The sequence below is a fragment of the Streptomyces sp. C10-9-1 genome (genome assembly GCF_024497955.1).
Lineage (GTDB): Bacteria > Actinomycetota > Actinomycetes > Streptomycetales > Streptomycetaceae > Streptomyces > Streptomyces sanyensis.
Window position 1 is genome coordinate 22,573 of sequence record NZ_JANHKP010000024.1, and the last position, 24,068, is coordinate 46,640.

The 24,068-nt window shown below is 70.0% G+C and carries 16 protein-coding genes and 1 pseudogene; 8 read left to right on the plus strand and 9 right to left on the minus strand.

Annotated elements, in window-relative coordinates:
* Positions 1-6: 6 nt before the first annotated feature.
* From NPS70_RS27120 to NPS70_RS27150, 7 genes and pseudogenes are all read right to left on the minus strand, one after another.
* Positions 7-1,044: a hypothetical protein gene (locus NPS70_RS27120; protein ID WP_256527091.1), complete on the minus strand. Its 1,038-nt coding sequence runs from the start codon at positions 1,042-1,044 to the stop codon at positions 7-9.
* Positions 1,045-1,104: 60 nt separating this feature from the next.
* Complete coding sequence (locus NPS70_RS27125; protein WP_256527092.1) at positions 1,105-4,923, minus strand: hypothetical protein; 3,819 nt, start codon at positions 4,921-4,923, stop codon at positions 1,105-1,107.
* A 3-nt stretch (positions 4,924-4,926) separates the two neighbouring features.
* The gene (locus NPS70_RS27130; RefSeq protein WP_256527093.1) at positions 4,927-8,514 is read right to left on the minus strand and encodes a hypothetical protein; all 3,588 of its coding nucleotides are present in this window, start codon (positions 8,512-8,514) and stop codon (positions 4,927-4,929) included.
* Positions 8,515-8,573: 59 nt separating this feature from the next.
* On the minus strand, positions 8,574-9,296 hold the full coding sequence (locus NPS70_RS27135; RefSeq protein ID WP_256527094.1) for an N-acetylmuramoyl-L-alanine amidase: 723 nt from the start codon (positions 9,294-9,296) through the stop codon (positions 8,574-8,576).
* Positions 9,293-10,429, minus strand: coding sequence for a ferritin-like protein (locus NPS70_RS27140; protein WP_256527095.1), 1,137 nt, complete (start codon positions 10,427-10,429; stop codon positions 9,293-9,295). Before NPS70_RS27140 ends, NPS70_RS27135 begins: the two co-directional genes overlap by 4 nt.
* Before the next feature lie 66 nt (positions 10,430-10,495).
* Positions 10,496-11,233, minus strand: coding sequence for a BTAD domain-containing putative transcriptional regulator (locus tag NPS70_RS27145; protein ID WP_256527096.1), 738 nt, complete (start codon positions 11,231-11,233; stop codon positions 10,496-10,498).
* Positions 11,234-11,944: 711 nt separating this feature from the next.
* Positions 11,945-12,583: pseudogene (locus tag NPS70_RS27150) on the minus strand (transposase family protein); the annotation flags it as partial.
* Positions 12,584-12,769: 186 nt separating this feature from the next.
* On the opposite strand from NPS70_RS27150, the gene NPS70_RS27155 reads away from it, so the two are divergent.
* From NPS70_RS27155 to NPS70_RS27185, 7 genes are all read left to right on the plus strand, one after another.
* Positions 12,770-13,339: an SRPBCC family protein gene (locus NPS70_RS27155; protein ID WP_256527097.1), complete on the plus strand. Its 570-nt coding sequence runs from the start codon at positions 12,770-12,772 to the stop codon at positions 13,337-13,339.
* 786 nt (positions 13,340-14,125) lie between these two features.
* Positions 14,126-14,581 carry a MauE/DoxX family redox-associated membrane protein gene (locus NPS70_RS27160; RefSeq protein WP_256527098.1) on the plus strand — a complete coding sequence of 152 codons (456 nt, stop codon included), beginning with the start codon at positions 14,126-14,128 and terminating at the stop codon, positions 14,579-14,581.
* Positions 14,578-14,883, plus strand: coding sequence for a mercury transporter (locus tag NPS70_RS27165; RefSeq protein ID WP_256527099.1), 306 nt, complete (start codon positions 14,578-14,580; stop codon positions 14,881-14,883). The genes NPS70_RS27160 and NPS70_RS27165 overlap by 4 nt, the downstream gene beginning before the upstream one ends.
* 31 nt (positions 14,884-14,914) lie before the next feature.
* Positions 14,915-16,486: a radical SAM protein gene (locus NPS70_RS27170; RefSeq protein ID WP_256527100.1), complete on the plus strand. Its 1,572-nt coding sequence runs from the start codon at positions 14,915-14,917 to the stop codon at positions 16,484-16,486.
* Positions 16,483-17,304 carry a methyltransferase domain-containing protein gene (locus NPS70_RS27175; RefSeq protein WP_256527101.1) on the plus strand — a complete coding sequence of 274 codons (822 nt, stop codon included), beginning with the start codon at positions 16,483-16,485 and terminating at the stop codon, positions 17,302-17,304. Before NPS70_RS27170 ends, NPS70_RS27175 begins: the two co-directional genes overlap by 4 nt.
* 85 nt (positions 17,305-17,389) lie before the next feature.
* Positions 17,390-17,983 carry a hypothetical protein gene (locus NPS70_RS27180; RefSeq protein WP_256527102.1) on the plus strand — a complete coding sequence of 198 codons (594 nt, stop codon included), beginning with the start codon at positions 17,390-17,392 and terminating at the stop codon, positions 17,981-17,983.
* Positions 17,984-18,651: 668 nt separating this feature from the next.
* Positions 18,652-19,050 (plus strand): hypothetical protein, encoded by a 399-nt coding sequence (locus NPS70_RS27185; protein WP_256527103.1) that lies wholly within the window; start codon positions 18,652-18,654, stop codon positions 19,048-19,050.
* 572 nt (positions 19,051-19,622) lie between these two features.
* On the opposite strand, the gene NPS70_RS27190 is transcribed toward NPS70_RS27185, so the two are convergent.
* A complete protein-coding gene (locus NPS70_RS27190) occupies positions 19,623-19,880 on the minus strand; it encodes a hypothetical protein (protein WP_256527104.1) in 258 nt (85 codons plus the stop codon).
* A gap of 980 nt (positions 19,881-20,860) precedes the next feature.
* On the opposite strand from NPS70_RS27190, the gene NPS70_RS27195 reads away from it, so the two are divergent.
* Positions 20,861-22,633 (plus strand): S8 family serine peptidase, encoded by a 1,773-nt coding sequence (locus NPS70_RS27195; protein WP_256527105.1) that lies wholly within the window; start codon positions 20,861-20,863, stop codon positions 22,631-22,633.
* 602 nt (positions 22,634-23,235) lie between these two features.
* On the opposite strand, the gene NPS70_RS27200 is transcribed toward NPS70_RS27195, so the two are convergent.
* Positions 23,236-23,385 carry a hypothetical protein gene (locus NPS70_RS27200; protein WP_256527106.1) on the minus strand — a complete coding sequence of 50 codons (150 nt, stop codon included), beginning with the start codon at positions 23,383-23,385 and terminating at the stop codon, positions 23,236-23,238.
* Positions 23,386-24,068: the final 683 nt, after the last annotated feature.

Consider the following 24,068-nt stretch of genomic DNA (forward strand, 5'->3'; position numbering starts at 1 on the left):
CGGCCGCTACCGCTCACTCTGTTTCGACTGCTTCGCCTGCTGACCGGTCTGGCTCTCGTAGGTCAGAGCGCTCGTCGACAGGTCGGGCCGGAGTTCCGGACGGATGAAATGGATGAGATCGGAGACCGTCCGTTCGAGGTTGGCCAGCCGTTCCCCGGCATCGTCCCCCACCCCGCCCGGGTGACGGTCGCGGCCTCTGGCCAGTGTGTCGCCGGCCTTCATCAGCTCATGGGGTGCGTCCTTGTCCTCCTTCTCCTTCTCCTTGTCCTTCTCCTTGTCCTTCTCCTTCCACTTCCGCGTCTTCTCGGATCGCACCAGGGTGAGTGTTGTGTCCTCGGCGTCCACGACGTTGCACTTCAGCACGTAGGTGGCTTCGTCACGGGACAGTCCCGAGAAGGGAGTGCCGACGATGGTGTCGACCCTGATCTCCAGGCTTCCGCAGCCGTTCGGCGGAATGCCGGACGGCACCTTCAGCAGGGTGAAGCCGGCGCCCATGTCGGTTCCCGGTAGATCCTTGAACTTCAGCTCCGCGGTACCCACATTGGCGATGTTGGCCACGATGTTATCCAGCTGTATTCCCGCCACCTCGTGGCGCTCGAAGTGCCGTTGCATCGACGGCCGCGGCTGGTGCGTGTCGTCCGCGACGTCCGACGTCACCCACACGAAGCCGAGTTCCTCCGGATCGTTGTTCGTGATCCGTACGCGCCACAGGCGGGCGTCCTTGTTGGCGATGAACAGCTCCACCATGAAGATGTCGTGGCGTTCACGGGTCCACGAGGCCGTTCCGACGTGAGCACCGTACTCGTCGTGGATCGCACCTTCGCCCGGGGCGCGCGGGATGTCGGACATCTCTCCCGTCCCCGCACGTAGTTCGATCGTAGGGGCCGCGCCGCCGAGCGATTCGCAGTTCGAACCCACCGCGATGAGCCGCAGGAACATGGTCGACGCGTCGGAAGGCACCAGGAAGGGGACCAGTCCGCTCGTCGCCCGGTTGGCGAGTCGCAGGGGTCCGTCCTGGGGGAACATCTGGAATACAGGGTCCATGTCTTCACCCTCTTCGCTCGGTGGGGCGGTCGCCCGCCCCGGGCATGGCGGCCATCACGATCACCAGGTGCCCAGAGGAACGATGTCCGCGTAGACGAGCCGTCCCGGCCCGTCGACGACCGCGCCGGTCTCGCTCGTGGTGGACGGATGTGTCTCGAACTCCTGTACGACGAGGCGCAGGGGGCGCTCTCCGCCGACGGGGATGTCCAGCTCGCGCACCTGGCCGAGAGCGGCGGTGGTGCGGAAGATGGTGGTCCACCCGGCGTTGCCGAGGGCGGCGCCTTCCGCGGCCGTGCCGGCCTCCTCGAACGCCTCCGAGGCATCCGTGTGCGCCTCGTGCGCTTCCGAGGCGTCCGTCCGTGCAGCGCCGTCGCGGACCTGAAGTTCCGTCCGGACCACGTTCGCCCGGGGGCCGGACGGCCCGAGCCCGTCGACGGCCACGGTACCGCGCCCCGACGTACGGGTGACGACGAGCCGGCGGTGGGGAGGGAGCTGGAGCGGCTCCGTCTGGACGGAAGGGGAGAGCTGGGGCAGGCCGGCGATGGTGTGGGGCTGGTAGCGGGCCAGCGCCAGCCGGACGAACGGGAAGTAGGACGCGGTCACGACCGGGGAGAGGTCGATGTCGGCGTACCAGCGGTCGCCCTGCTCGTCGAACTTGAGGGGGTGCGCGATCACGCCCACTGTGCGCTGCAGCTCGGGGAGGTCGGCCCGTTCGAGGCCGGTCGCGTTCACATGGTCCTGCGTGAGGACCGCGGGCGGCTCGCCGGTGTTCCAGATCGGGTCGCGCCCCGCGACGCTGATGTGGCGCAGGGCGTCGCCGGGGGCGGACGTGGTCGGCCAGGTGAGGACGGCCAGCGACTCGTCGGGCCCGGTGGCGAAGCACGGTCGCTCCAGGAAGACCCGCAGACCGCCGGCGTGACGCCACCGGGTCATGGACCGCTGCCCGTCCGTCGTCCGCGTCCAGCGGAACGTCGGCACGGCGTACTGGAGTTTCGGCGCGGGCGGTCGGGCCGAGCTGGGTACGTCCGTGACCTCGAGCACCCCCTCGGCGAGGCAGGCGGCGGGGTCGGCCGCGACGGCCCGCGGGAAGCAGTCCTGGAACCGCGAGACCCCGGTCAGGTGATAGGTGACCCGGCGGCGACGGGTGTCACCGAACTCCTGACGGATCGTCGGGATCGCCTCGTGCTGCGCCAGGTGCTGGATGTCGTAGGAGCCCACGAGAGCCTGCCGTTTCTGCAGGCGCGGGGGATCGGGCCGCCGGTCTTCGAAGTCGGACCACTCCGCACGCACGTCGAGACGGCCGGTGCTGGGGATGTGGATCTGCAGGCCGTCGGTGCGCAACACGGCGCTGGTGTCCCCCGAGTCGCGCTGGGCGGTCAGCAGTCCGGCGGGGTCCAGCAAGGGCCGCTGCACGGCGTGCACGAGAGTGACCGTCCGGGGCGGTGTGATGAGGCGGTTCCGCCCCTGGACGATGTGCTGGAGCGTCTCGGGGTCGCTGGGGTCCACACCCAGCCAGCCGGCGATGCCGAACAACTGCACGTCCCGTGTCTTCGGACACGACGGGATGTCGAACGTCACTTGCTCCGCCGGACCGAGGGCGACCGTGAGGACGCGGTGGTTGGCGCACCTCGTCACTGTGCAGCCCGAAGGCGCGTCCACGAGGCGCAGGGCGATCGACTGGAACGCCGGCCAGTCACCCCGCCAGACCGCGATCTTGGGCAGGCCGGACACGTCTCCGGGATGGCCCGTCGTCGGGTCGATCGGCCGGGGCCGTGCGTTCAGCGCGACATGGGTGCCGCCCGGGTCGGCCAGCCAGGGGAGGACCCCGCCGGCCTCCGGGAGGAACACATAGGGGGCCGGCGTACCGGCACCGGCCTCCACGGTGGTGGCCCCGGTGACGTCCCGGACGTCGAGGTCGGCCCGTTTGGCGACCTCGAAGAGCCCGCGCACGTCGGAGACCAGGGCGTCGGGCCCCATCGCGGCGTCGAACCTGCCGTCGTGTTGCAGGGCCAGTTCGAGCGAGGACTTGGGAGCCAGGAGGAGACGCTGGTCGAAGGGACGGTGTCCGTGGGCGGCCGCGTAGGCGGCCACCGAGGTGTCGCGGTCGCTCCGGACGACCATGAGTTCCTGTGTCTCGCCGTCCGCCAGCCGATGTGTCGGTACGCATTCGGGCGGGGGCAAGGGTTCGAAGCGGTGGTGGGTGAAGGCCTCCGACTGCTCCTCGGTGAGACCCGCCTCCTCGGAGCGCAGTCCGCCGCCGGCGAGGTCGGCGATCCGGACTCGCAGGCGGTAGTCACGGCCGAACCGGAGCCGCGGCAGCGACCCGGGATCGCAGTCGACGACGGCGTCGAACAGCGGCGGCGGCCCGGCCTTGGTGTCGCCGGTGTCGACGACACGGTCGGGTCGTTGCACCACGAGGCTCCACCCGTCCCACCGTGCCACGGCCTGGTGGACGTACAGCGTGTCGTCCGCGCCGGCGCCCGTGGTGGCCGGGTCGGGCCGGACGTATCCTTCTTCGAGCAGACCGCGCGGTCCGCCACCGGAGGAGTCCTCACCGATCGCGACGCCGCCGATCGTGTAGCGGACCCTCCTCCGGGACAGGGAATACCACTGCTCGGTCTCCTCGTCGAAGATGTCCACCCGGTAGCCGCCCAACAGGTTGTCGGCCGTGAGAGGCGTGGAGGTGAGGCCGGTGGCCGTCGCACGTTCCTGTGCTCGTCGCAGCTGCTTCTCGTGCTCCCCCTCGCGGTCGCGTTCCACCAGCGCGAATCCCATGGAGCGCAGCGCGGGCAGGGCGCCCACGCCCGCACCGTCGTCGGAGGGCTGGGTACGGTCCGACGCGGCGGCTCCGACCATCCGCAGAACGGCACCGTCCACGTCGAACGGCATCACCTCGTACCGCGCGTTGCCGGAGGGCGCCACGCCGGCGCCGCTCAGAGGCAGCATCCCCCGCTTGAACTCGGTCGCGCCCGGCCCCGGGAGGGACACGGTCACGAAGCGCTGCCCGTCCAGCACGTAGGCCGTGCGCGGGGACAGGTCGTCCTGCGCGGCGTTGCTCCAGCCTGTGGGCGCGGAGGGGTCGGGATCCGGCCAGCTCGGCACGACCCGCAGCTCCTTCGAGCCGGCCTGTGCCAGTTCGGTGGCGGGTACGGCCAGATCGACCAGCAGACCGAGCGCCCGGAGCAGCAGGGGATGGTCGGCGAGGTAGGCGACCGTCTCGTGGAACTCGCGTTCCGCCGCCTGCGACGCGGACGTGAACGGTGTGAACGAGCCGTCGTCACGCCGGTAGAAGGCGTAGCCCTGCGCGAGGGCCGACCTGTATGTCGACCCTTCGGCCGGCTCGCCGTCCACCGGTGGCAGACCGGTCTGCCACGTCTCGCTGACGCGCCTCAGCGCCGTGCGAAGGCCGGCGTCGGCCTCCGGCGCGTCGCCGCGGTGCCTGAGGTGCGTGCGCGCGGTGGCCGCGTACACGTCTCGTACCTCCTCGGCGGCCTCGGAGGCTGGGAACGTACGGACGCCGCGGCCACCGTACGAGGTGTGCTCGTACGGGCGCACAAGGAGGCCGGGGGTGAAGAGCGCGCGCCAGGCCGCCAGCCGTTCCGTCTCCGAGAAGGTGATCGTCTTCTCGTCGGCGGTGACGTGGCCGACGCGGCGGGAGGTGAGGAGCCGCTCTCCGCGCAGGACGTCCAGCCGGACCGCTTTCAGACGTTCCGGCCAGCTCTGCATGCCGAAGTGCGACACCGTCGACATCGTCGCGGGACCGAGGAGGCGGGGTGTCAGCAGGACCGAGACCAGCCCCATCGGTTCGGACTCGCCGGGGAGCGGAACGGCCCTCCCGGCCGGGATCGCGGTCCAGACGAACTGTCGTTGTGCTGGCATGGGTCACTCCGCTGCGAAGGCACGGCAGTAGGTGTGCCACGGGAAGGACTCACCCTGCTGTCCGAGCGCGTCCTCCACGGACGAGGCGTGCAGCTCCGTCGACGATGCCGCCAGGGCCTCTTCCGGGCTGAACGCGAGGCTGGGGCCCTTGAAGCTCTTGTGGCACTCGAGGGTGACGGAGGTGGACCAGAAGGTCAGGTCCACGGTGATGACGAGCTTGGCCGATCCGTGCAGCACATTGCGGTCGACGTCGTACGTGAGGCTGATCGTCAGCTCCACGGACACCCGGATCAGCCCCAGGACCGACACGCTGCCGCCGATCCGCAGATAGCCGGTGATCTGGAGGGAGCCGCCCTGCTTGACGAACACGACACCGCCGAAGACGTGTACCTCCCCGGAAGCGACGACGAAGTCCATCGCCACGCCCGCACCGAACTCGATGCCGCCCACGAACCGTTGCAGGCCTCCGTCGGTGCCTCCGGCGCTCACCCCGAGTTCCAGATAGCCGCCGCCCCCGAACCCGGACACCGTCACCAGGAACGGCCGTTCCCGGGTGCCGAAGGCGAAATCGATCACGATGGGCCGGCCCTCCAGCGACAGCGTCAGGCCGATCTCCAGCGTGAGATTCTGGACGGTGAACACGCCCATGCCGACCGTCGGTACGGCGACGGCGTACGCCGCCTTGATCCGCGACGCCGACACGTCCAGGCGCGGCCCCGCGTCCCCTGTCTGCGGGATGAGGTCCATCAGCGTCTTGACGAAGTTCAGCTTTCCCGCGAGCCTGGCGTCCTCCAGGTCGAACGTGAGGCTCGGCCGCGCACCGGAGTCGGCCGTGAACCGCACCTTCCGGAAGGTGAGGATCACCAGGGCGGCGCTGCGCGAGGGGATCTCCAGCGCGAAGTCCGTGATCTCGCCGGTGGTGCGCAGGTCGGGACGGCCGTCGACGACCTTCGACACGACTTCGAGAAACACCTTCGACGTCGTGCCCGGACGGAACGGCTCGACGACCTGCGACAGGGACTCATGCCATGTCAGTGTCGCCGAGGGCGCGCTGGCCACGTCGGACCACGTGATCCTCGGACGGGTGGTGATCACGGAGACGACGTCGCGGAGGGGGACGACGCCGAACAGCTTGGCGTCGGCGTCGAACAGTTTCTTCGGATCCGTGGGGAAGGGGGCCGCGACGGTCGGCCCCATCGTCCGCGAGATCTCGCTCACGGTCATGTTGGGGGCGGCGAGCATGCCGGTCCGCGCACCGGTGGACGCGAAGTTGAGGACCTTCCGTTCGAGAAGAGCCAGCATCACCTCGGGTGGCTGGGCGCCCGGGGAGGTGCCGACGAACGCCTTCGAGAACTCGGCGGGCATCGCGGCCGTGGACCCGAGCAGCTGACGAACCGCCGGCAACGCCACTTCCATCCGGGTGACCTGGGGATGGAACCCCACCCCGGTGGAGGAGGGACGGGCGCCGACGCCGCCGAACGACATCGCGTGCACTTCCTGGACCGCGCCCTGGAGCGGCTGCGTCGCCGACTGCATGGCGAGCGGGATCCGGCGTCCCACCTCCGACGCCGGGCGCCCCAGGTCGCGGTGGACCCCGGAGCGCGGGCCCCGTGCGTACGCCGCGTCGAGGGCCGACGCGCTCGACGTGCCGGTCGCCGCGTCGTCCACGAACAGGAGAGGCAGCCGCAGGTCGACCACGTCCCGGCCCGCCCGGGCGTGGGCGGTGAACTCGACCGTCGCGCCGCCCTGCGCGGGCCAGAACGCCTTGCTGGGCAGCCAGTCCGGCGTGTCCAGCTCCGTGACCTGCTGGGGTTCGATCGTGACCTGCTGGAACGGGAAAGCCCGCTCATGACTGCCGCCAGCGCCGATTCCGTATGTACGGGTCGGCTCGGTGACGATCAGGACGCGCTTCACGCGCAGCGCCGCCACGGCGGGACTTCCTCGGTCGAACCGGCGCTCCGCCATCTCGACGTACGACGCGCGATGGCCGAAGGGGAACAGCGCACCGCGCTGGAGGACCCGGACGTAGTAGTCGCGTCCCATGGCGGCGTGGTGGCTCCAGTCCAGAGTCGACCAGCTCGCCGACGACGAGAACCACGCTCCGTAGGCGCTGAGGATGAGCCGGTCCACCTTCACCGGCGTGCCGGGGTTGCTCACCCCGAGTGCGGCGATGGTGCCCACGTGCGGGCCGAGCGGGGTCGGCAGCGCGGACGAGTCGGGGAGGGCACGGTAGGGCCGCGCCGCGAGCGGCTCACCCTCCACGGGTCCGTCGACGCGACTGTGCCAGAGCTCGGTGGTGCCCTGGCTGCTCGGAGCGGGCAGGGCGCGGTGCGCGCAGTGCGTATCGGGCGGCAGTGCAAGGAGCAGACGCGAAGGCAGCTCCAGCCTGCTCCCGCCCTGTTCCGGGGTGTCCGGCCCGCCGATGGGCGTCAGCCGTCCCATCGCCTCCAGCACCCCGTCGACGGTGAGCGGTACGACCTCCTGTCCGAGGGCGAAGTGCAGCCGCGAGGGGCCCGCCAGCCGGGCCTGGCTCGACGTCCCCGACTCGAGCACGGTCTCGGCCGTGTGCTGGGGAGGGAACTCCACGGTCAGCCGGGCGTCGGCGCTCGCGGCCACGACCTCGACCACGCCGTCGGCGCGCATGCGCTCCCGGAGGCCCGTCCCCCGGACCGTCAGAGCGACGAGGTCCTCGGGCCGCAGGGCATGGTAGCCCTGCGTGTCCGCCCAGACGTCGACCAGCTGCCAGTCGGACCAGGTGCGCTCGAACCACCGGTGCATCAGCGCGACGCCCGCCCACACCGCGAACACGTCGGTTCGCCCGTCCCCCGACGACACGGCGGCGAGCCGCGCGGCGGTGCCACCGCCGCCTGCCTCGGCGAGATCGCCTCCGAGGTCCTCCCAGCCCGGCCGATCCGACTCCCCGCGGTGCCACAGCCCCTTGCGGCCGACAGTGAACAGGTCCCGGCCCGTCGCGGCGAAGCAGCCGGACGAGGCACCGTCCTCGGGAGCGCTGCCGAGTTCGTCCCAGTCGTCGGACCAGCCGTCGGAGAACCGCCGGCGCAGGAAGCGGTGCCGGAGCACGTCGGACACGACGAGGTCGAACCGGCCCGCTCCCGCGGACACGGCCTGGAGCGGGCCGGAGGCCCGCAGTCCCGAGGGCCGTGCGGAAGCCGTGCCGTCCGACTGCCAGTGCACGATGTCCGAGCCGTCACCGTCGTGGAAGAGGACGTGCAGGTCATCGATGTCGGTCGCCGCGGCCGTGCAGCCGTCCGTGACCGGGCTCCCGGCGAGCACCCCCCGGGACTCCCACTCCGTCCAGCCTCCGTCGGCGTAGCGTCTGTGCTGCATCTCGCGCCCGCCGACGAGGGCGAACACCTCGATCCGGCCGGGGCCGGACGATGTCGTGGTGAGCCAGTCGAAGCCGGCGGGGGGCTCGGGCGACGACCATGGACGGCCGAGTGTGTGCCACGCGCTCCATGCCCCGTCGAACGTCTTGTGCCACACGCCGCCGTCGTCGGTACCGAGAAGGATGTCGAGCCGTCCGGGAGCGGGGGAGCAGGCGGTGAGCGCCTTTACTGTGTAGCTCTTCATGGGTCGTTACCTCGGCTTGAGAGGGCGGTGGCCCGCGGAGGCGGACGAGCGCGGGGTTGCTACAGCGTCTGGTAGACCGGTGTCGTGGGCTTCGTGAACTCGACGTCCGGTACGGATTCGACCAGGCGGCTGGAGTCGTCCTCCACGCGGTTCACCCAGTAGTCCCACGGGAAGCACGGCCCGGGGTCGGTGTGGTCGTTGCCGGGCACGTCGCGGTGCCTGCCGAATCCCGTGAACCAGCCGCGGGTGTCCGGGTCGGGCGGTACGTCGATCGGGATGCCGTACAGGGCGCACAGGTACGCGGACAGCTCCGCGGAGGGGTCGAGCATCTCCTCGGCCCAGTCGGCGGGGCAGGTGGCACAGGCGTAGCCGTACTCGTGCTCGATGCCGAGGTACACGCCGTTGCCCGCCTTGCCGTGCCAGGCCTTGTGGCTCCCGTCGCGGGGGTCCGCGGGGGCTGGGTCGGGCAGCGGGACCATCTGGACCCGGCGCCTGTCCCTTGCCACGGCGAAGTGCGCCGAGACCTGGGACGCCGGGTTCTGGAACCATCCCACGGCTCCGTCGTACCGGCCGGCGGTGTTATGGACGACGATTCCCTGGGGGACCATCGGGGTCTTCCCTGATCGGTGCGGACTGTTCCGGTAACCCGCTTTCGGCCTTGCCACTCCGGACAGGTTGCCGTGCATCGCCAGACCCTGGGTCACGTGACCCTCCGGGTCGTAGGGGTGTGTGGTGACCTCCCCGCAGGTCGGGCAGGTCACCTGGACTGTCGTGGTCGTCATGTCCGTCTCCTGGTCCCTCCGGGTCCCTCCCGGGGTCCGCGTTGCCCTGCCGCCGCGCTGCGCGCCTGGGCGTCGACGTAGCGGAACTCCGGTCCGTGGGTGTCGCCGCTGCCGTCCGGCAGCGGTGTGGCCAGCAGCTCCCGCGCCGGATGCCCCAGGAAGCGCATCTCCCGCACGGCCTTGTCCAGAAGCTGCGTCGCCTGGCCGGTGCGTCCTGCTTCCACGCCTGCTCCAGGAACTCCACCATGGCGCTGTGGTGCCGGTTGCACGTGTCGAGATGTTCTCGTGTCGGGGTTCGCGGAGGGCCCTTCCCGCGGCCGGCCACCGTTCGGCACGACGCCCAGGGGGTGCGTGGGGGGCATCGGGATCTCGGGCTTGGTGAAGTCCCACGTCTCCGGGTTCTCGGACACCTTCACGAGTTCGTGACCGTGGTGGATCTGCCGGAAGACGAAGAAGTGGGCGAGATCGCCGCTCACTCCGGGGTGAGGATTCAGAGGCGACGACGACGTCCTCTCTCCCTGTTCCTTGATCACGCCGATCGCGGTCTCGACGGCGCCCAGCGTGCCGAGTGCCACGAGGCTGCTCCCCGCCCCGTGGCCCGTCATCGGTCCGACCACCTGCCGAGCGCCGGTGATCAGCTCCGGATGGCTTCGGAACGCGGCCAGGATCGCTGAGTGGAAGGCGCCGGTCGACGTGTGCGCCGAGGTCGCCCGCGCGAGGGGCTCGTCGGGCTCCTCGATCCGTCCGAACAGGTCCGGCGACTCCTTCGTCAGCCCTCCGAGGAAGACAGTGGGTCCGGGCCGCACGCCGCCCGGCAGCGGACCCGGGTACTTCAGCACCGCGTGCACGTCGGCGGGACGGGGCTTGCCACCGATGGTGGTGAGCAGGTTGCGCGCGATGCCCGTGTGCGACGTCTCGTCGAAGACGATCGCACGCAGCGCGTCGTGGACGGGATGGTCGGACGCGGTCTCCTCGATCGACCACATCCCGCACAAGTACGGTGGAAGACTGGCGAGTTCCGGCAGGATCGCCTGCTGGAGCGACTCCTTCAGCCAGTCGGCTCCGCGGAACTCGGCCGACTGTTGCATCAGTTCGACGATCTGATTGCTCTCGTAGTCGAGCAGGGCAGTCATGAAGTACCTCCTGCCGGACGCGCTCCACCGCGGTTCCGACGGTAGGCGAGTCCCGTCACGCCGCCGTCATCGCCGCGTCAGCGGGATCATCCGGGAGAAATCGAGGGAGGGCTCGATGCCGAGTTCCTCCCGGAGCAGTTGTCGGTACGCGTGGTAGTGCCGGACGGCCTCGATCACGTTGCCCTCGGCGAGATGCGCGGACACCACGGCCCGGTGGGCACTCTCGCGCAGGGGCTCGATCCGTACGCTCGCCAGCGCGACCTCCAGCGCGAGGGCGGGCAGGCCCTGTCCGGCCAGCCTCTCCGACAGCGCTTCGAGCGCGTGCAACCGCAACTGGCGCAGCCATTCCCGTTCCGGGACGACCCAGTCGTCGTCCCAGCCGGGCAGCAGATCACCGCCGGTCAGCAGTTCCAGCGGTGCGGGAGGACCGCGGAGCGGCTCGGAGCCACCACAGGCTGAGCCGTGCAGCACGCCGAGCGCGCTCTCGGTCAGGGCGTGGACGTCCACGCTCACCGCGTCGGCCACGGCGATGCCGTCGCGGGTACAGCGGACGAGCGGCTCGCCGTCCCGGGGCAGCCTCCACAGTGTCGTACGCAGGCTTCCTCTGGCGCGCTCTTCCGGCACGTCGGGCCAGAGAGTGCCTGCGAGGGTGGAACGGCTGACGCATCCCCGTAGGCCGAGGAAGGCGAGCAGCCGTTGGGCGTTCCCGCACAACTCGACCGGCTCGGCATGGAATTCCAGCCGGAACTGTCCGAGCAGCTGCAACCGGGGACGCCGGAGAGGAGGGGAGGGGAGGGATTGCATCAGCCTTCCCGCGGGGTGGTTCGAGTAAGCGGTCTTCGAGTTCCACAGCCGCCTTCGATCGTACGTCCGACACGCCGCATCGTCTCGCGGATGTACCCGTCCACGGGTGGCGAGGGCGCGTGTCGAGGGGCACTCTGAACAGGGCGAAGCGAACAGGGGCGGCTCGAATCCGGCTTCCGTCCCCTCTGGCACTCGCGCCCACCGGGAGGCGACCGACCGTGGCGCAGAACATGATGAAAGGTCAACAGAACGACCTCGGCACGTTGATGGAACGAGCCGAGAAACGCAGTACGACGGTGCCGTTCGAGGTTACAACCGTGACGACGAGAACATCCCGGGGAATCTTCTGGTGGTGGATTCAAGGGGTTCCGGCTTCTCCTTCGTGAAATCCGCATCACGGAAAAGGAAAGGTGGGCGACGGTCTGATGGGGGTCCGGGTCCGCGAGGGGGCGACGGGTTTCCGGATGAGCCGGATACGCGCCGGTGAATCGCTCGTCCCGTTCGCCGTGGAGATGGAGCACCTCACACCCCCGTCGACCCCGGAACTGGCGGGCGTGCCGCAGCCTGCGGGACGACGGCTCCCCGCCGCCGAGGACATGGAGATGATCATTCCGCCGCCTGCCGTCGAGACACCCGGTGCGCCACGGCCCGCCAGGCCGAGCGCGGAGGGCGAAGCTCCGCGGAGGCTGATGCCTCTGCTCTCCTCCGTGGCTCGACGGGTGCTCGCGTGGCCGCGCGGGCACGGTTGCGGGTCTTGTCGGTGGGGATCAGATCCTGAAACGGCCTGCGTTTGATGCCCGTGGTCAGCCACGGACAGGCGCCCTGGCACGCGAGATCAACCACGATGGGAACGCCCTGATGCTCGCAGATCCGGATGATCCGGTGGGTGCGGGCGGCGGTCAGGTCGTGGGTGCTGCCCGGCAGGGCGGGCGAGAGCCACAGCAGTCGGCCGCCGGGATCGGTGACGACCTGCATGTTCACGCCGTGGCGCCGGTGTTTGTGGGAGTAGTCGGCCCGGCTGTCGCCTACCCGGTCGCACTCGGCGAGCGCGCCGTCGAGCAGGACGAAGTCGGGATCGTGGTCGCGCAGCGTCTTCAGCAGACCCGGTGCACGTGCGGCGAGAAGGTCGACGACCGCGCTGGTGTCAGCGTGGGCGGTACACTCGCTGATCCCGAACCCGACGGCGATCTTGGCCAGAGTGGTGTGCTCGCGCAGGTACACCAGTGCCACCATCGCGCGCTGGGACGGGCGGAGCTTGCAGCGCCGCTCGCCCTCACGGGTGACGATCAGCATGGTGACCCACTCCACGAGTGCGTGCGGCAGGTCGAGTGCGGCAGGACGGACGACCAACGAGGTTCCCGAGCAACGTGATTGAGACGTCAGACATCTCGATCAACAGCCCGGGGGCCTCGCTCGTTGCGCTTCACGGACCGTCACCCGATCGGTGGCCACATCGAAGAAGCTCACTGATCGGTGGAGATGCCCGGCCTAGCGTCGTACGTGAGACAGGGACGGACGCGTGGAGAGGTCGGGCCAATGGCATGGATCGGTGCTCTGGGGGCGGTGACCGTGGCCGGCGTGGGCGCGGCGGCCGGATATGTGGGGCTGGTGACCGGGGCACTGCCGCTGGATGTGGGGGTCGGACGGCGCACGCAGCCGCTGGGGCCGCAGAGTGCCGGCATCGCGGCGCCGCGTGAGGTGGTGTTCGACGTTATCGCCCAGCCGTATCTGGGGCGGGCCACCCGAGCGATGCGCGAGAAGGTCACGGTGCTGGAACGAGGCAGCGACATGGTGCTCGCTGCCCATCGCACCCCTGTGGCGGGCGGGCGGCTGGCGGCGACGACGGTGGAGACGGTGCGGTTCACCCGGCCGGAGCGGGTCGACTTCCGCCTGGTGCGCGGGCCCGTCCCGGCGGTTACCGAATCGTTCACCCTCACCGAGTACGAGTCCGGTACGCGGCTGGTCTATGAGGGCGAGCTCGCCACGGATCTGTGGCGAGCCGGGCAGTGGTGGGGCGGTCTGGTTGCCCCCCGGTGGGAGGCGACCGTCGCGGCCTCCCTGGCCGCGGTCCGGCAAGAGGCGGAACGGCGCTCTGGTCTGCGGTGAGCGGCTCGCCGGTACCGCTCGGCAGGCCGACGGACGCGGTGGAGTGCGTGCGGCGTGTCTGTTCGCACTGAGAGGGAAGGGCGGCGATGAGACATGGTGGCGCGGCCGAGTGGGCTGGCCCGGCGGGCCGGGAGGCAGCGGGAGTTGAGGCCGGCGCCGGGCGGCGCGCCGGCGCCTGAGGGGCTGGCCGCCTCCCGCGGTGCCCGGGGTCCAATGCGGGTGCGTGATCGAGTGGGCGACTGGCTGACCAGGGTGCTCACGAGGGCGGTCTTCTGCTGGCTGCCTCCTCCTCACCGTTGACCGGCCGGGTGCGGGGTCGGCCGCCCCGCCGTGGTGCGTCCGTGCCCCTGAGCGGTCAGTTGCCATGGCCGAGGTCGGCGAGGGCGTCTTCCACGTCGCGGTGGAAGGTGGGGTAGGCGAAGAACATGTGCCGCAGCCGGTCGACCGGGATCTCCGTCCGGATGGCCACGACGCCTCCAGCGACGGATCCCGGCCCGCCTGCACGGCCGGCGCCGGGCGGTCGGAGAGGGTCTGCCAGCCGATCACGCCCCCGCCCACGAGCAGGAAGACGACGCCCTCGATCACTCCCGCGCCCTCGATGGCCTGCCGCCGTGACGGGCGGGGGGACTGTGGACCGTTCACCTGGCACCTCCCGAAACGGCTCGGGACACCGGCTCGCAAGGCGGGCGAACCCCGCTTCGCACCTCTGATCGTGCCCGGATCGAGAGGAGGGTTCGGTGAGCGCGCTTACAGTTCTCGCCCTCTGAAGCGGCCTACGGTCGGATCATGGTGCTCAGGATCGTGCTCGGGACGGTATACACGGCGATGGCCATCGGCCAGCTCGCCTCCTTCGAGCACATGCCGCGGATTCTGTCCGCGTACGGACTGTCGGCCGCCGGCGCCGCGACCACGCTGGCCGCGGCGCTGATCGCGGGGGAGCTGGTGTGCGGGGTCCGGTTCCTGGCCCGCCCCCGCTCGACGGCCCTGGCACCGGTGCGGGTGTACACGGCCGTCTCGGTGGTGTGGACGGTGCTGGCCGTGCAGGCGTACGCACAGGGCCTGGCGGTGGACAACTGCGGCTGCTTCGGCATCTACCTCACGCAGCGGCTGAGCTGGTTCGTGCTGCTCCAGGATGCGGCGACCTTGCTGTACGCCGGCCTGCTGGTCCGCTCCGCCCGCCGGGCGCCCGCCCCTTCACCCACTGACCGAAAGGAGGCGAGCGGTGATGTCGGCGTCCCGTGAACGCTCCGAGCTCGGCGGCGTGGCCCGCGGTCGCGGGTGCCGGGCTGCTGGTGGTGGTGTGCTGCGCGGGCCCGCTGCTCGTGGCCGGCGGAGCACTCGGCGCCGTCGGCGGGGCACTGGCCAGTCCCTGGCTGATCACCGTCGGTGCGGTCGTGGTGCTCGCGGGCACCGGCTACGCCCTGCACTGCCGGGCCCGTCGACGCCGGGGCGCCGGGCCGCAGGACTGCTGCCCGACCGTCCCCGCCGAGACCCAGCCAAATGAAGAAGTTGATGAGGTCGATCCGGGCGGCGACGCCCGCTGAACGCAAGCCCCCATGGAAGAGGAGTTCTTCGATGACCCAGGCGACGCCGGCGCCGAGGCGCAAGGCGGACCGGGACGAGGTGTTCGTGGAGTTCACCAAGTCGATCTGCCCGCTGTGCAAGACTCCCGTCGACGCGCAGGTCAACATCCGCGCGGACAAGGTGTACCTGCCTAAACGCTGCCGCGAACACGGGGAGTTCGAGGCGCTGGTGTACGGGGACGCGGCGGAGTACCTGTCCTCGGCGCGCTTCAACAAGCCCGGCACGATCCCTCTCTCCTTCCAGACCGAAGTAAAAGACGGCTGCCCGCTGGACTGCGGGCTGTGCCCGGAGCACAAGCAGCACGCCTGCCTGGGGATCATCGAGGTCAACACCGGTTGCAATCTGGACTGCCCGATCTGCTTCGCGGACTCCGGCCACCAGAGCGACGGCTACTCCATCACCCATGAGCAGTGCGAGCGGATGCTCGACGCCTTCGTCGCCTCGGAGGGCGAGGCGGAGGTGGTGATGTTCTCCGGCGGGGAGCCCACTATCCACAAGCACATCCTCGACTTCATCGACCTCGCCCAGGCCCGTCCGATCAAGAACGTCAATCTCAACACCAACGGCATTCGCCTGGCCACCGACAAGGCGTTCGTCGCCAAACTCGGCAAGCGCAACCAGGTGCCGGGCCGATCGGTGAACGTCTATCTCCAGTTCGACGGCTTCGACGAGCGTACGCATCTGGAGATCCGGGGCAGGGACCTGCGTACCTTCAAGCAGCGGGCGCTCGACAACTGCGCGGAGGCCGGGCTGACCGTCACCCTCGTCGCGGCCGTGGAGCGCGGCCTGAACGAGCACGAGCTCGGGGCGATCACCGAGTACGGCATCGACCATCCCGCCGTCCGCTCGGTGGCGTTCCAGCCGGTCACCCACTCCGGCCGGCACGTGGAGTTCGACCCGCTTCAGAGGCTCACCAACCCCGACGTCATCCGGCTGATCAGCGCCCAGCGGCCCGGCTGGTTCCAGAAGGGCGACTTCCTTCCCGTCCCGTGCTGTTTCCCGACCTGCCGCTCCATCACCTACCTCCTGGTGGACGGCGAACCGGGAAACCGCACCGTCGTGCCGATCCCGCGGCTGCTGAACGTGGAGGACTACCTCGACTACGTCACCAACCGCGTCATGCCCGATGCCGGCATCCGCGAGGCCCTGGAGAAACTGTGGTCTGCCTCGGCCTTCATCGGGACCGAGACGACCGAGGAGAAGCTGCGGGCCACCGCCGAGGCCCTGGACTGCACCGACAGCTGCGGCATCGACCTGCCCGAGGCCGTCAAACAGCTGAACGACAAGGCGTTCATGATCATTGTGCAGGACTTCCAGGACCCCTACACCCTCAACGTCAAGCAGCTGATGAAGTGCTGCGTCGAGGAGATCACCCCCGACGGACGGCTCATCCCCTTCTGCGCCTACAACTCGGTCGGCTACCGCGAACAGGTCCGCGCGCAGATGTCCGGCGTCCCCGTCGCCCCGGTCGCACCGAACGCGCTGCCCCTCGCGAGCCGGCTGACGACGACCCCGTACGGATCGAGAACCACCCTCACCGGGAGTGAGGAACTCCGGCCGTGACCCACGAGGAGATCAAGTCCTGCTGCGCGGACGCCTACTCCAGGGACATCGTCGCGATGCTGCTCGGGGACTCCTACCACCCCGGCGGCACCGCTCTGACCCGCCGCCTCGCCGACCGTCTCGCGCTCGCCCCGGGCATGCGGGTCCTCGACGTCGCCTCCGGCCGCGGCACCACCGCACTGCTGCTCGCCGACGCCTACCGGGTGCGGGCGGACGGCATCGACTACGCCCCGGCCAACACCGCCCTCGCCCAGGGCGCCGCCCAGGCCGCCGGGCTCGCCGACCGGGCCGTGTTCACCACCGGCGACGCCGAGCACCTGCCCTACGAGAACGCGGTGTTCAACGCGGTGGTGTGCGAGTGCGCGCTGTGCACCTTCCCCGACAAGCACCAGGCCGCCGGCGAGTTCGCCCGCGTCCTGGAACCCGGCGGACGCCTCGGCATCACCGACGTCACCGCCGACACCGACCGCCTCCCGCCCGAGCTGCGCGGGCTGAGTGCCCGCACCGCCTGCATCGCCGACGCCCGCCCAGCCGAGGAGTACGCCGAGATCCTGGCCGCAGCCGGGCTGCGCGTCCTCACCCTGGAGCGGCACGACCAGGCGATGATCCGCATGATCGACCAGATCCAGGCCCGCCTGAGCCTGCTGCGCATCACCGCACCGGCCCGCCTCGCCGAGGCCGGTATGGACCTGGACGCGGCCCCGGCCGTCCTGGACGCGGCCCGCGCCGCCGTCACCGACGGCGTTCTCGGGTACGCGCTGCTGACCGCGGTGAAGTCACCGGCCGAACGGCCCGGCGATCTACCGCCGGGTGCGTAAGTGCCCTCACATACCTGCCTGTGCCCTACGCCCTAGCGTCAGCGACGGGAACGGAAAGACGTGCGCAAGAGAGAGGACGATCACCATGGCCGCCACCGTGCAGGCATCCCCGAAGCTGGCTGCGATCCCCGTGTACGCTCCATGGGGCGCCGCGGCCGGACTGGTCGGCGGCATCGGGACGGGCATCTGGATGGCGGTGTCCCGCCCCGTCATGGACACCGCCATGATCACCATGGTCGCCGGTCTCCTCGGCTCCACCAACGCCTTCGCCGGCTGGCTGATCCACCTCTCGATCGCGCTCTTCGCCGGGATCGGCTTCGGCGTGCTGCTCGGCCAGTACGCCCAGAAGATGGTGCCCGCCGTCGCCCTCGACCTCGCCTACGGCGCGGTGTGGTGGACCGTCGGCGCCCTGTGGATCATGCCCGCCAACATGGGCGTGCCCGTCTTCACCTGGAACGATGTCACCGCCTCCAGACTCGGCGCCCACTCGTCTTCGGCCTGCTCACCGCCTACTCCGGCGTCACCCAGGTGGCGGGCAAGCGCACCCCCACGGCCGGAGGATGAACCCCGTGCCGCCCGCGTCACCCCTCGGCCGTGGCACCCCACCCTCAAGAACTGCGCGGCGCTGCATCGGTGCCCACGAGAACGCGGTGCCCTACTGTCTGGCCGACAGCGCTGACGCGCTGACCAACCCGGCACGGGGCGCCGCGCTGCCGCCCTGGGCCCCGGACGACGCGAGGAACCACACGCATGACCCACACCGGTGACGACAGCGAGAAACCCCGGTGCATCTTCAGGTGTCGCAGGCCGGACTGGGAACGTACACGGCGACAGCGAACGCCTCGGCCGCAGTGGAACGTTGGCCAGAATCATCGCTCTCTGTCTGATCGGCCCTCTGGCCTCGGGCGCCCCGTCGGCGCCTGTTGAAGCGACCGGACGAGCTTTTCACGTCCTGATTGCCCTGGCCAGACCCGATGGGGTCACTCAGCATGCCTGCCGAGCCGCCACAGGGGTTGAGCCAGAGCCACGGCGTGTGCACAAGGCCAGGACACTGCGGGTGGTGCGGCGTCGAAGGCGAAACGCTCGTAGACGAAGCTCTGCTTCCTCGCGATTGCGAAACGTGGTCTACACACCCTCTCGTAAGCCTCCTCCACGTCGGTCGGCATGGCCTCGGGCTTCAACATCGAGGCCCCGACGAGGCGGACCAGAGGACGGTCCTCCTCCAGGCAACCGTCACCCCCGAAGTGGTAATGGCGCAGAGCCCGAGCAAGCACATTCACGCTGCGCTGGAGCGGTGTCGCCTCATCCGGGTCCGCCTGGAATGAGAGCCATCGCTCCGAGGGCTGCATGGGCGAGCAGTCGGTCGGCGCGACCTCCGGTGAACTCGCCGGCACCTACCGGGGCGAGAGCGATGCGGAAGGCGTGACACTCACCCTGAACGCCTCGGAGTCCGAGCCGGGCAGCGGATCGGTCACCGTCGAGGGCTGGCCGGTGGGCGACTGGTACCGCAGCGAACTCGGCGACACCTTCGACGGCTCCGGCACCTGGTCCGTCGGCCAGGGCGGCACCTCGGCCACCGCATTCGCCCGCCTGTCCCTCTCGTTCACCGCGCCGAAGCGCTTCCTCGACGGAGACACCCTGAACTCCCTGTCGATCGCCGAGAGCGACGGACACGCCTCTCTTCTCTACGCTCAGGACGCCCCGGACGTCTGCCCTGCATTCCGGCTGCGGCTCCAGGACGGCTGAGGCCGCGTCGCTGAGCAGCCGATCGTGGTCGTAGAAGCACCGGCTGGTGACCCCAGGTGCCCCGTGCGACCACGCAGCCTCATTCTCTGGTCCCGCACGTGGGCCAGAGCGAGCCGCTGAAGAGCTACATCGTCCGCAGGATCGCGGCCCTGCTGGGCATGGCGCCCGTCAGTGGTATGGCGACCTACGGCCTGCTGCCCGGCAGCCGGACGCGCCGCCCATGCCCGCGGGGGCGTCAGCACGTGCGGACGGGCCCGCCTTGTTCCGCCTCGCTGGGTGGTCCGTGCGCGTACAGTACGACCACGGGCGGTTCGCCCCGGCCACCCTGTACCGGGTCGGCTGCCGGTGCTCGTGTCCGTGGCCGCCCACAGCGCCGAGGGCGCGGATCGTCGACGGGGCTCGGCGGAAGGGGCGTTCACGGCCGAACGGCGCAGGCGTGTCGTGGACCTGGTCGGGGCAGAGGTCGGTTCCCGAGGCGGCGAAGTGGCTTGCACGGCTGCCGAGCGGGAGACTCACGCACGCGTGGCCCACCTGCTGGATGCCGAGCGCGCGCAGGACCGATGGCGGGGGTGTCAGCTGGCGGCGTCGGCGGTGGCGAGCGCCCGGCCGTCGGCGGAGACGCGGAAGATGCGGATCCGGCCCTTCTTGAGGATGGATAGCACCTCGGAGGGCTGGGTGGGCGAGTAGAGGATCTCGCCCGCGTAATAGCTCTTCATGGGTGCTGCGGCCGCGATGGCTTCCATCTCCTGACCGTTCAGGTCACAGAAGATGTCGACCTCGGCAGGGCACCAGGTCCGCTCGGCCTCGTCGTCCGATGCGGCGTGCTTCATATGGTGCGCCTCCTCGCGTCGTCCCGGGGCCCACGGCGGAGGTGCGGCGCCCTACACCGGGCCGGCCAGCGCGTCGCTGCTGGCCAGACAGTAGGACACCGCGCCGTGGACCGGGCCTGTGCGGGGCGACGCCACGCCCCCACCCGGGGTAGTCCTGCCGGCCACGGACCGGGGCGCAACGCCAGCCCCGTGGGACCAGACCGTGAGCGCCGGGCGGTCCCCGGGGGCCCGGTCCGCACCGTCGGCTCGGCCCGTCCTCGGGGCGCCACGGCCGCGCCTCGACCGGCTCCTGAGGAGTGTTCCCCCTTCCGAACCTACGCCGCCGCCCTGCCCGGCCACGGCGGAGTGGGCCTAACGCCGCATCCGGCTGCTCCAGCAGGCCGGACACGGCGACGACACGTGGCTGGACAGCGTCGTCGCCGACGCACCACGCCTCCACGGCGCCGGCATCGAGCACGCCGACCGGCAGCCGGTGATATACCACCACATCGCCGCACTCGCTGATGTGCTGGCTCACGCCAACCCCGCCTTGCGCCCGGACATGAGGGAACCTCCCAAGAGACAGTTGGTCGGCCGCGGTTCGCGGCGACGACTCCATGGTCGTCCGGCGGCCATCGCCCGGGCCTGAGCACTCCTGCTCATCCGGCGTACTCAGCCGGCCGAGGCGGTGCCGGCCTCCGTCGTGGCCACCACCCGCCCGCCGTGACCACCACCCGGCCAGCACGCACCGCCCAAGGGCCGGACGGCGTACCGGTTTACCGCCGCCTCCTCGGGCGACCCGCCGTATCCTCCGCGCTTGCACCCATAGTCATGATTCGTCTCCGATAAACGAACTCCTCCGCGGCAAGAAGTACTTCCGCAACCAGCCGCGTGCATGACATCTTGCGTCCATCACTTGTTTCGTACGACCCGGCCTGACCACCGGGTCTTCGGAGGACGCATTGATACCCCACAGATCCAACCGCTCTCGGCGTGCCCTCGTGTCGGCCGCCGCACTCGGCGCGGCGCTCGCCTTCGGGGCGCCCGTAGCGCTTGCCGACACCGCCCCCGTCTCGCCTTCCGGTAATGACGCCCCTTCCTCCGCGGCGGCGCCTCAGGCCGCGACCGCCGCTTCCCCGAGTGCGACCTGGGTAGCCGGCACCCGCGCGTACCTCGTGATCACCACCCCGGGCGACACCACAGCGGTCCGCAACGCGGTGACCGCCAACGGCGGAACGGTCTTCCAGTACTACGACGCCATCGGTGTCATCACCGCCCACTCCGCGTCCGCCTCCTTCGCCGCCACGATGCGTGGTGTGAGCGGGGTTCAGCAGGTCGGCGCCACTCGTACCTCCGACGTGCCGGCCGACGCCTACAACCCGGCGCTGCCCGCCAACCCGGCGCAGTCCACGACCGCTTCGGGCGAGCCGGTCCGCGCCGACATGACCCAGATCAAGGCCGACCAGGCATGGGCCGTCACCACCGGCTCCGCCTCCGTCAAGGTCGGCATCCTGGACACCGGTGTGGACGACCAGCACCAGGACCTGGCGCCGAACTTCAACGCCGCGGACTCCGCGTCCTGCGCGTACGGCAAGCCGGACACGCGAACGGGCGCCTGGCGTGACATCGGCACCCACGGCACACATGTGGCCGGTACGGTCGCGGCTGCCAAGAACGGGAAGGGAGTGATCGGCGTGGCCCCGGGCGTGAAGATCTCCTCGGTGCGCATCGCCGAGCCCGGCAGCTCGCTCTTCTTCGCCGAGAACACCATCTGCGGCTTCATGTGGGCGGGTGACCACGGCTTCAAGGTCACCAACAACAGCTACTACACCGACCCGTGGCAGTTCAACTGCCCGGACAACGCCGACCAGGCCGCGATCATCGAGGGCGTCAGGCGCGCCCAGGAGTACGCGGAGGGTAAGGGCTCGCTCCAGGTCGCGGCGGCCGGCAACTCCAACATCGACCTGGCCAACAAGACGACCGACACCGAGAGCCCGAACGACTCGACGCCGGTCACCCGCACCATCACCAACGCGTGCCTGGACATCCCGACCGAGCTGCCGGGCGTCGTCACGGTCTCGGCGATGGGCACCACCGCGAAAGCCTCCTACTCCAACTACGGCCTGAACGTCATCGACATCACGGCCCCGGGCGGAGACGCCACCGGCATCTACAGCACCCTGCCGGGCGGCAAGTACGGCTCCAAGAGCGGCACCTCGATGGCCGCGCCGCACGTCGCCGGCGTGGCGGCGCTGCTGGCCAGCAGCAATCCCGGTATCACTCCGGCACAGCTGCGCGACAAACTGACTACCCAGGCCAACGACATCGCGTGCCCGTCGGACAGCCGCTGCAAGGGGACCACGGCCAAGAACGGCTTCTTCGGCGAGGGGCAGGTCGACGCCCTCAAGGCCGTCGTCAGCACCCCGCCGCCCGGGACGTACTTCGAGAACACCGCGGACTTCGCCATCGGTGACTACACGACCGTGGAGAGCCCGATCACCGTCAGCGGCGTGACCGGCAACGCCCCGGCAACCCTCAAGGTGGGCGTGAACATCGTGCACACCTACATCGGGGACCTGAGGGTCGACCTGATCGCCCCGGACGGCACCGTCTACACGGTCCACAACCGCTCGGGCGGCAGCACTGACAACCTCGGCCGGGTCTACACCGTCAACGCCTCCGCCGAGGTCGCCAACGGCACCTGGAAGCTCCGGGTCAACGACAACGCCCGTGGCGACACCGGCAGGATCGACTCCTGGAACCTCACCTTCTGAGAGACCGCCCTCTGCCGACGACTCGTCCTGGGACGCCGCCTCGTTTCCTTGGTGTCGGGCCACGCCGGGCGACGGCGTGCTCGCCGGCCGGGCAAAGACGCAGAAGGGGCTGGCCGCAGCCCTGCCCGACGCGGTGGTTGCTGTAGCCGCCGAACATCCCCGCACTCTTCGGATGCGGGGATGTTCGGCTACGGGCCGACGGCCGTGATTCCACCGCCTCGCCACACTGCCCCGTCCCGCTGGCTGACCAGCAGATCCCTGACCGCCGTCGACCCGAAGGACCCTGGAGAACCCGACCACCGCGCCGGGTCTCCACCATGTCCGAACACACCGAAATCGCGTCGGCCAACCGACAGCGGCCCCTCAGTGACGCCTCATCCTCTCAACCGAAACGGCGAGGCTAGGGCGAACCGAGACGCAGTGGCCGCTCAACTGGACCGGGTCACCAGGCCGGGGCGGGCCTTCGTGGGGGTCTGCGCGACGACGGGGGTGGCGCTCCGTCGAGGTGACCGAGAGGGGGCCCTGGACGGTTGCCCCCTTCACATATTCTGTTTGGGGCGGGCCACCCTTTCTCTTCTCCGGCGGTCGAAGAGTTCTCCTCGTCAGCAGACGATGTTGTGGAGCTTGGAGTTCTTGATCTTGCCGGCGGGCTTGTCGCCCCTGTACGGGGCCACGGCCGCGTAGTAGACGGCAGACGAGCACTTGCCCGACACGTTCCAGGAGATGGACGTCGTGACGCCCGTGAAGGTCACGCAACGCTCGCCAGATGTGTGCCAAACCCACCCGCGGAAGGGGATCGGGTAGCCCTGGTAGAGGCCGAGGCAGACCTTGTTGTACGAGCTGCACTTGCCTGCACTTGCCTTGGCGTAGACCTTGTTGGACTTCTTGCTGTAGGTCAGCCCTGTCACAGAGTACGTGCACTTCGCAGCGGAGGCCGGTGCGGCCTGGGCCGCCGAGATCGTGCCAGACCCTGCGAGAACGGTGAGCGCGACCGTCGAGACCGCGAAGCCTCGTCGGACGTTAGGTAGGTGGAGCCAGTTGGTCAGCAATTGGTTTCCCTCCCTCTGTGGCTGCCGGACCTGTTGTAGTCAGCGTCAGGTAGATGGGACGGCAGCTTCGTGTGTGATGCTAGGCAGACGCCAACTCGTGGCGAGTGAACTTGAGGTGTATTTGAGCGAGGCCGGACAAAGTGCTTATACCGGCTCCGCTTATTGAGCACCGGTGGGCGCCACCGTGCCGGATCACCTCTCGCAGCGCTGACCTCCACGGTCATTCTTCGGTGGCGCAAACAGCCGTCCGTCAGTGAGCCTCTTTCATCCTGTGCTGGAGGGTGAAATGGGCTGGTCAGCAGGTGTGGTGACGAGGCAGGGCCCCTTGTCGCTGGCGTGGTGACTCCACTCAGCACACCGGCGACCGAAGGGGCCCCAGCGAGTGG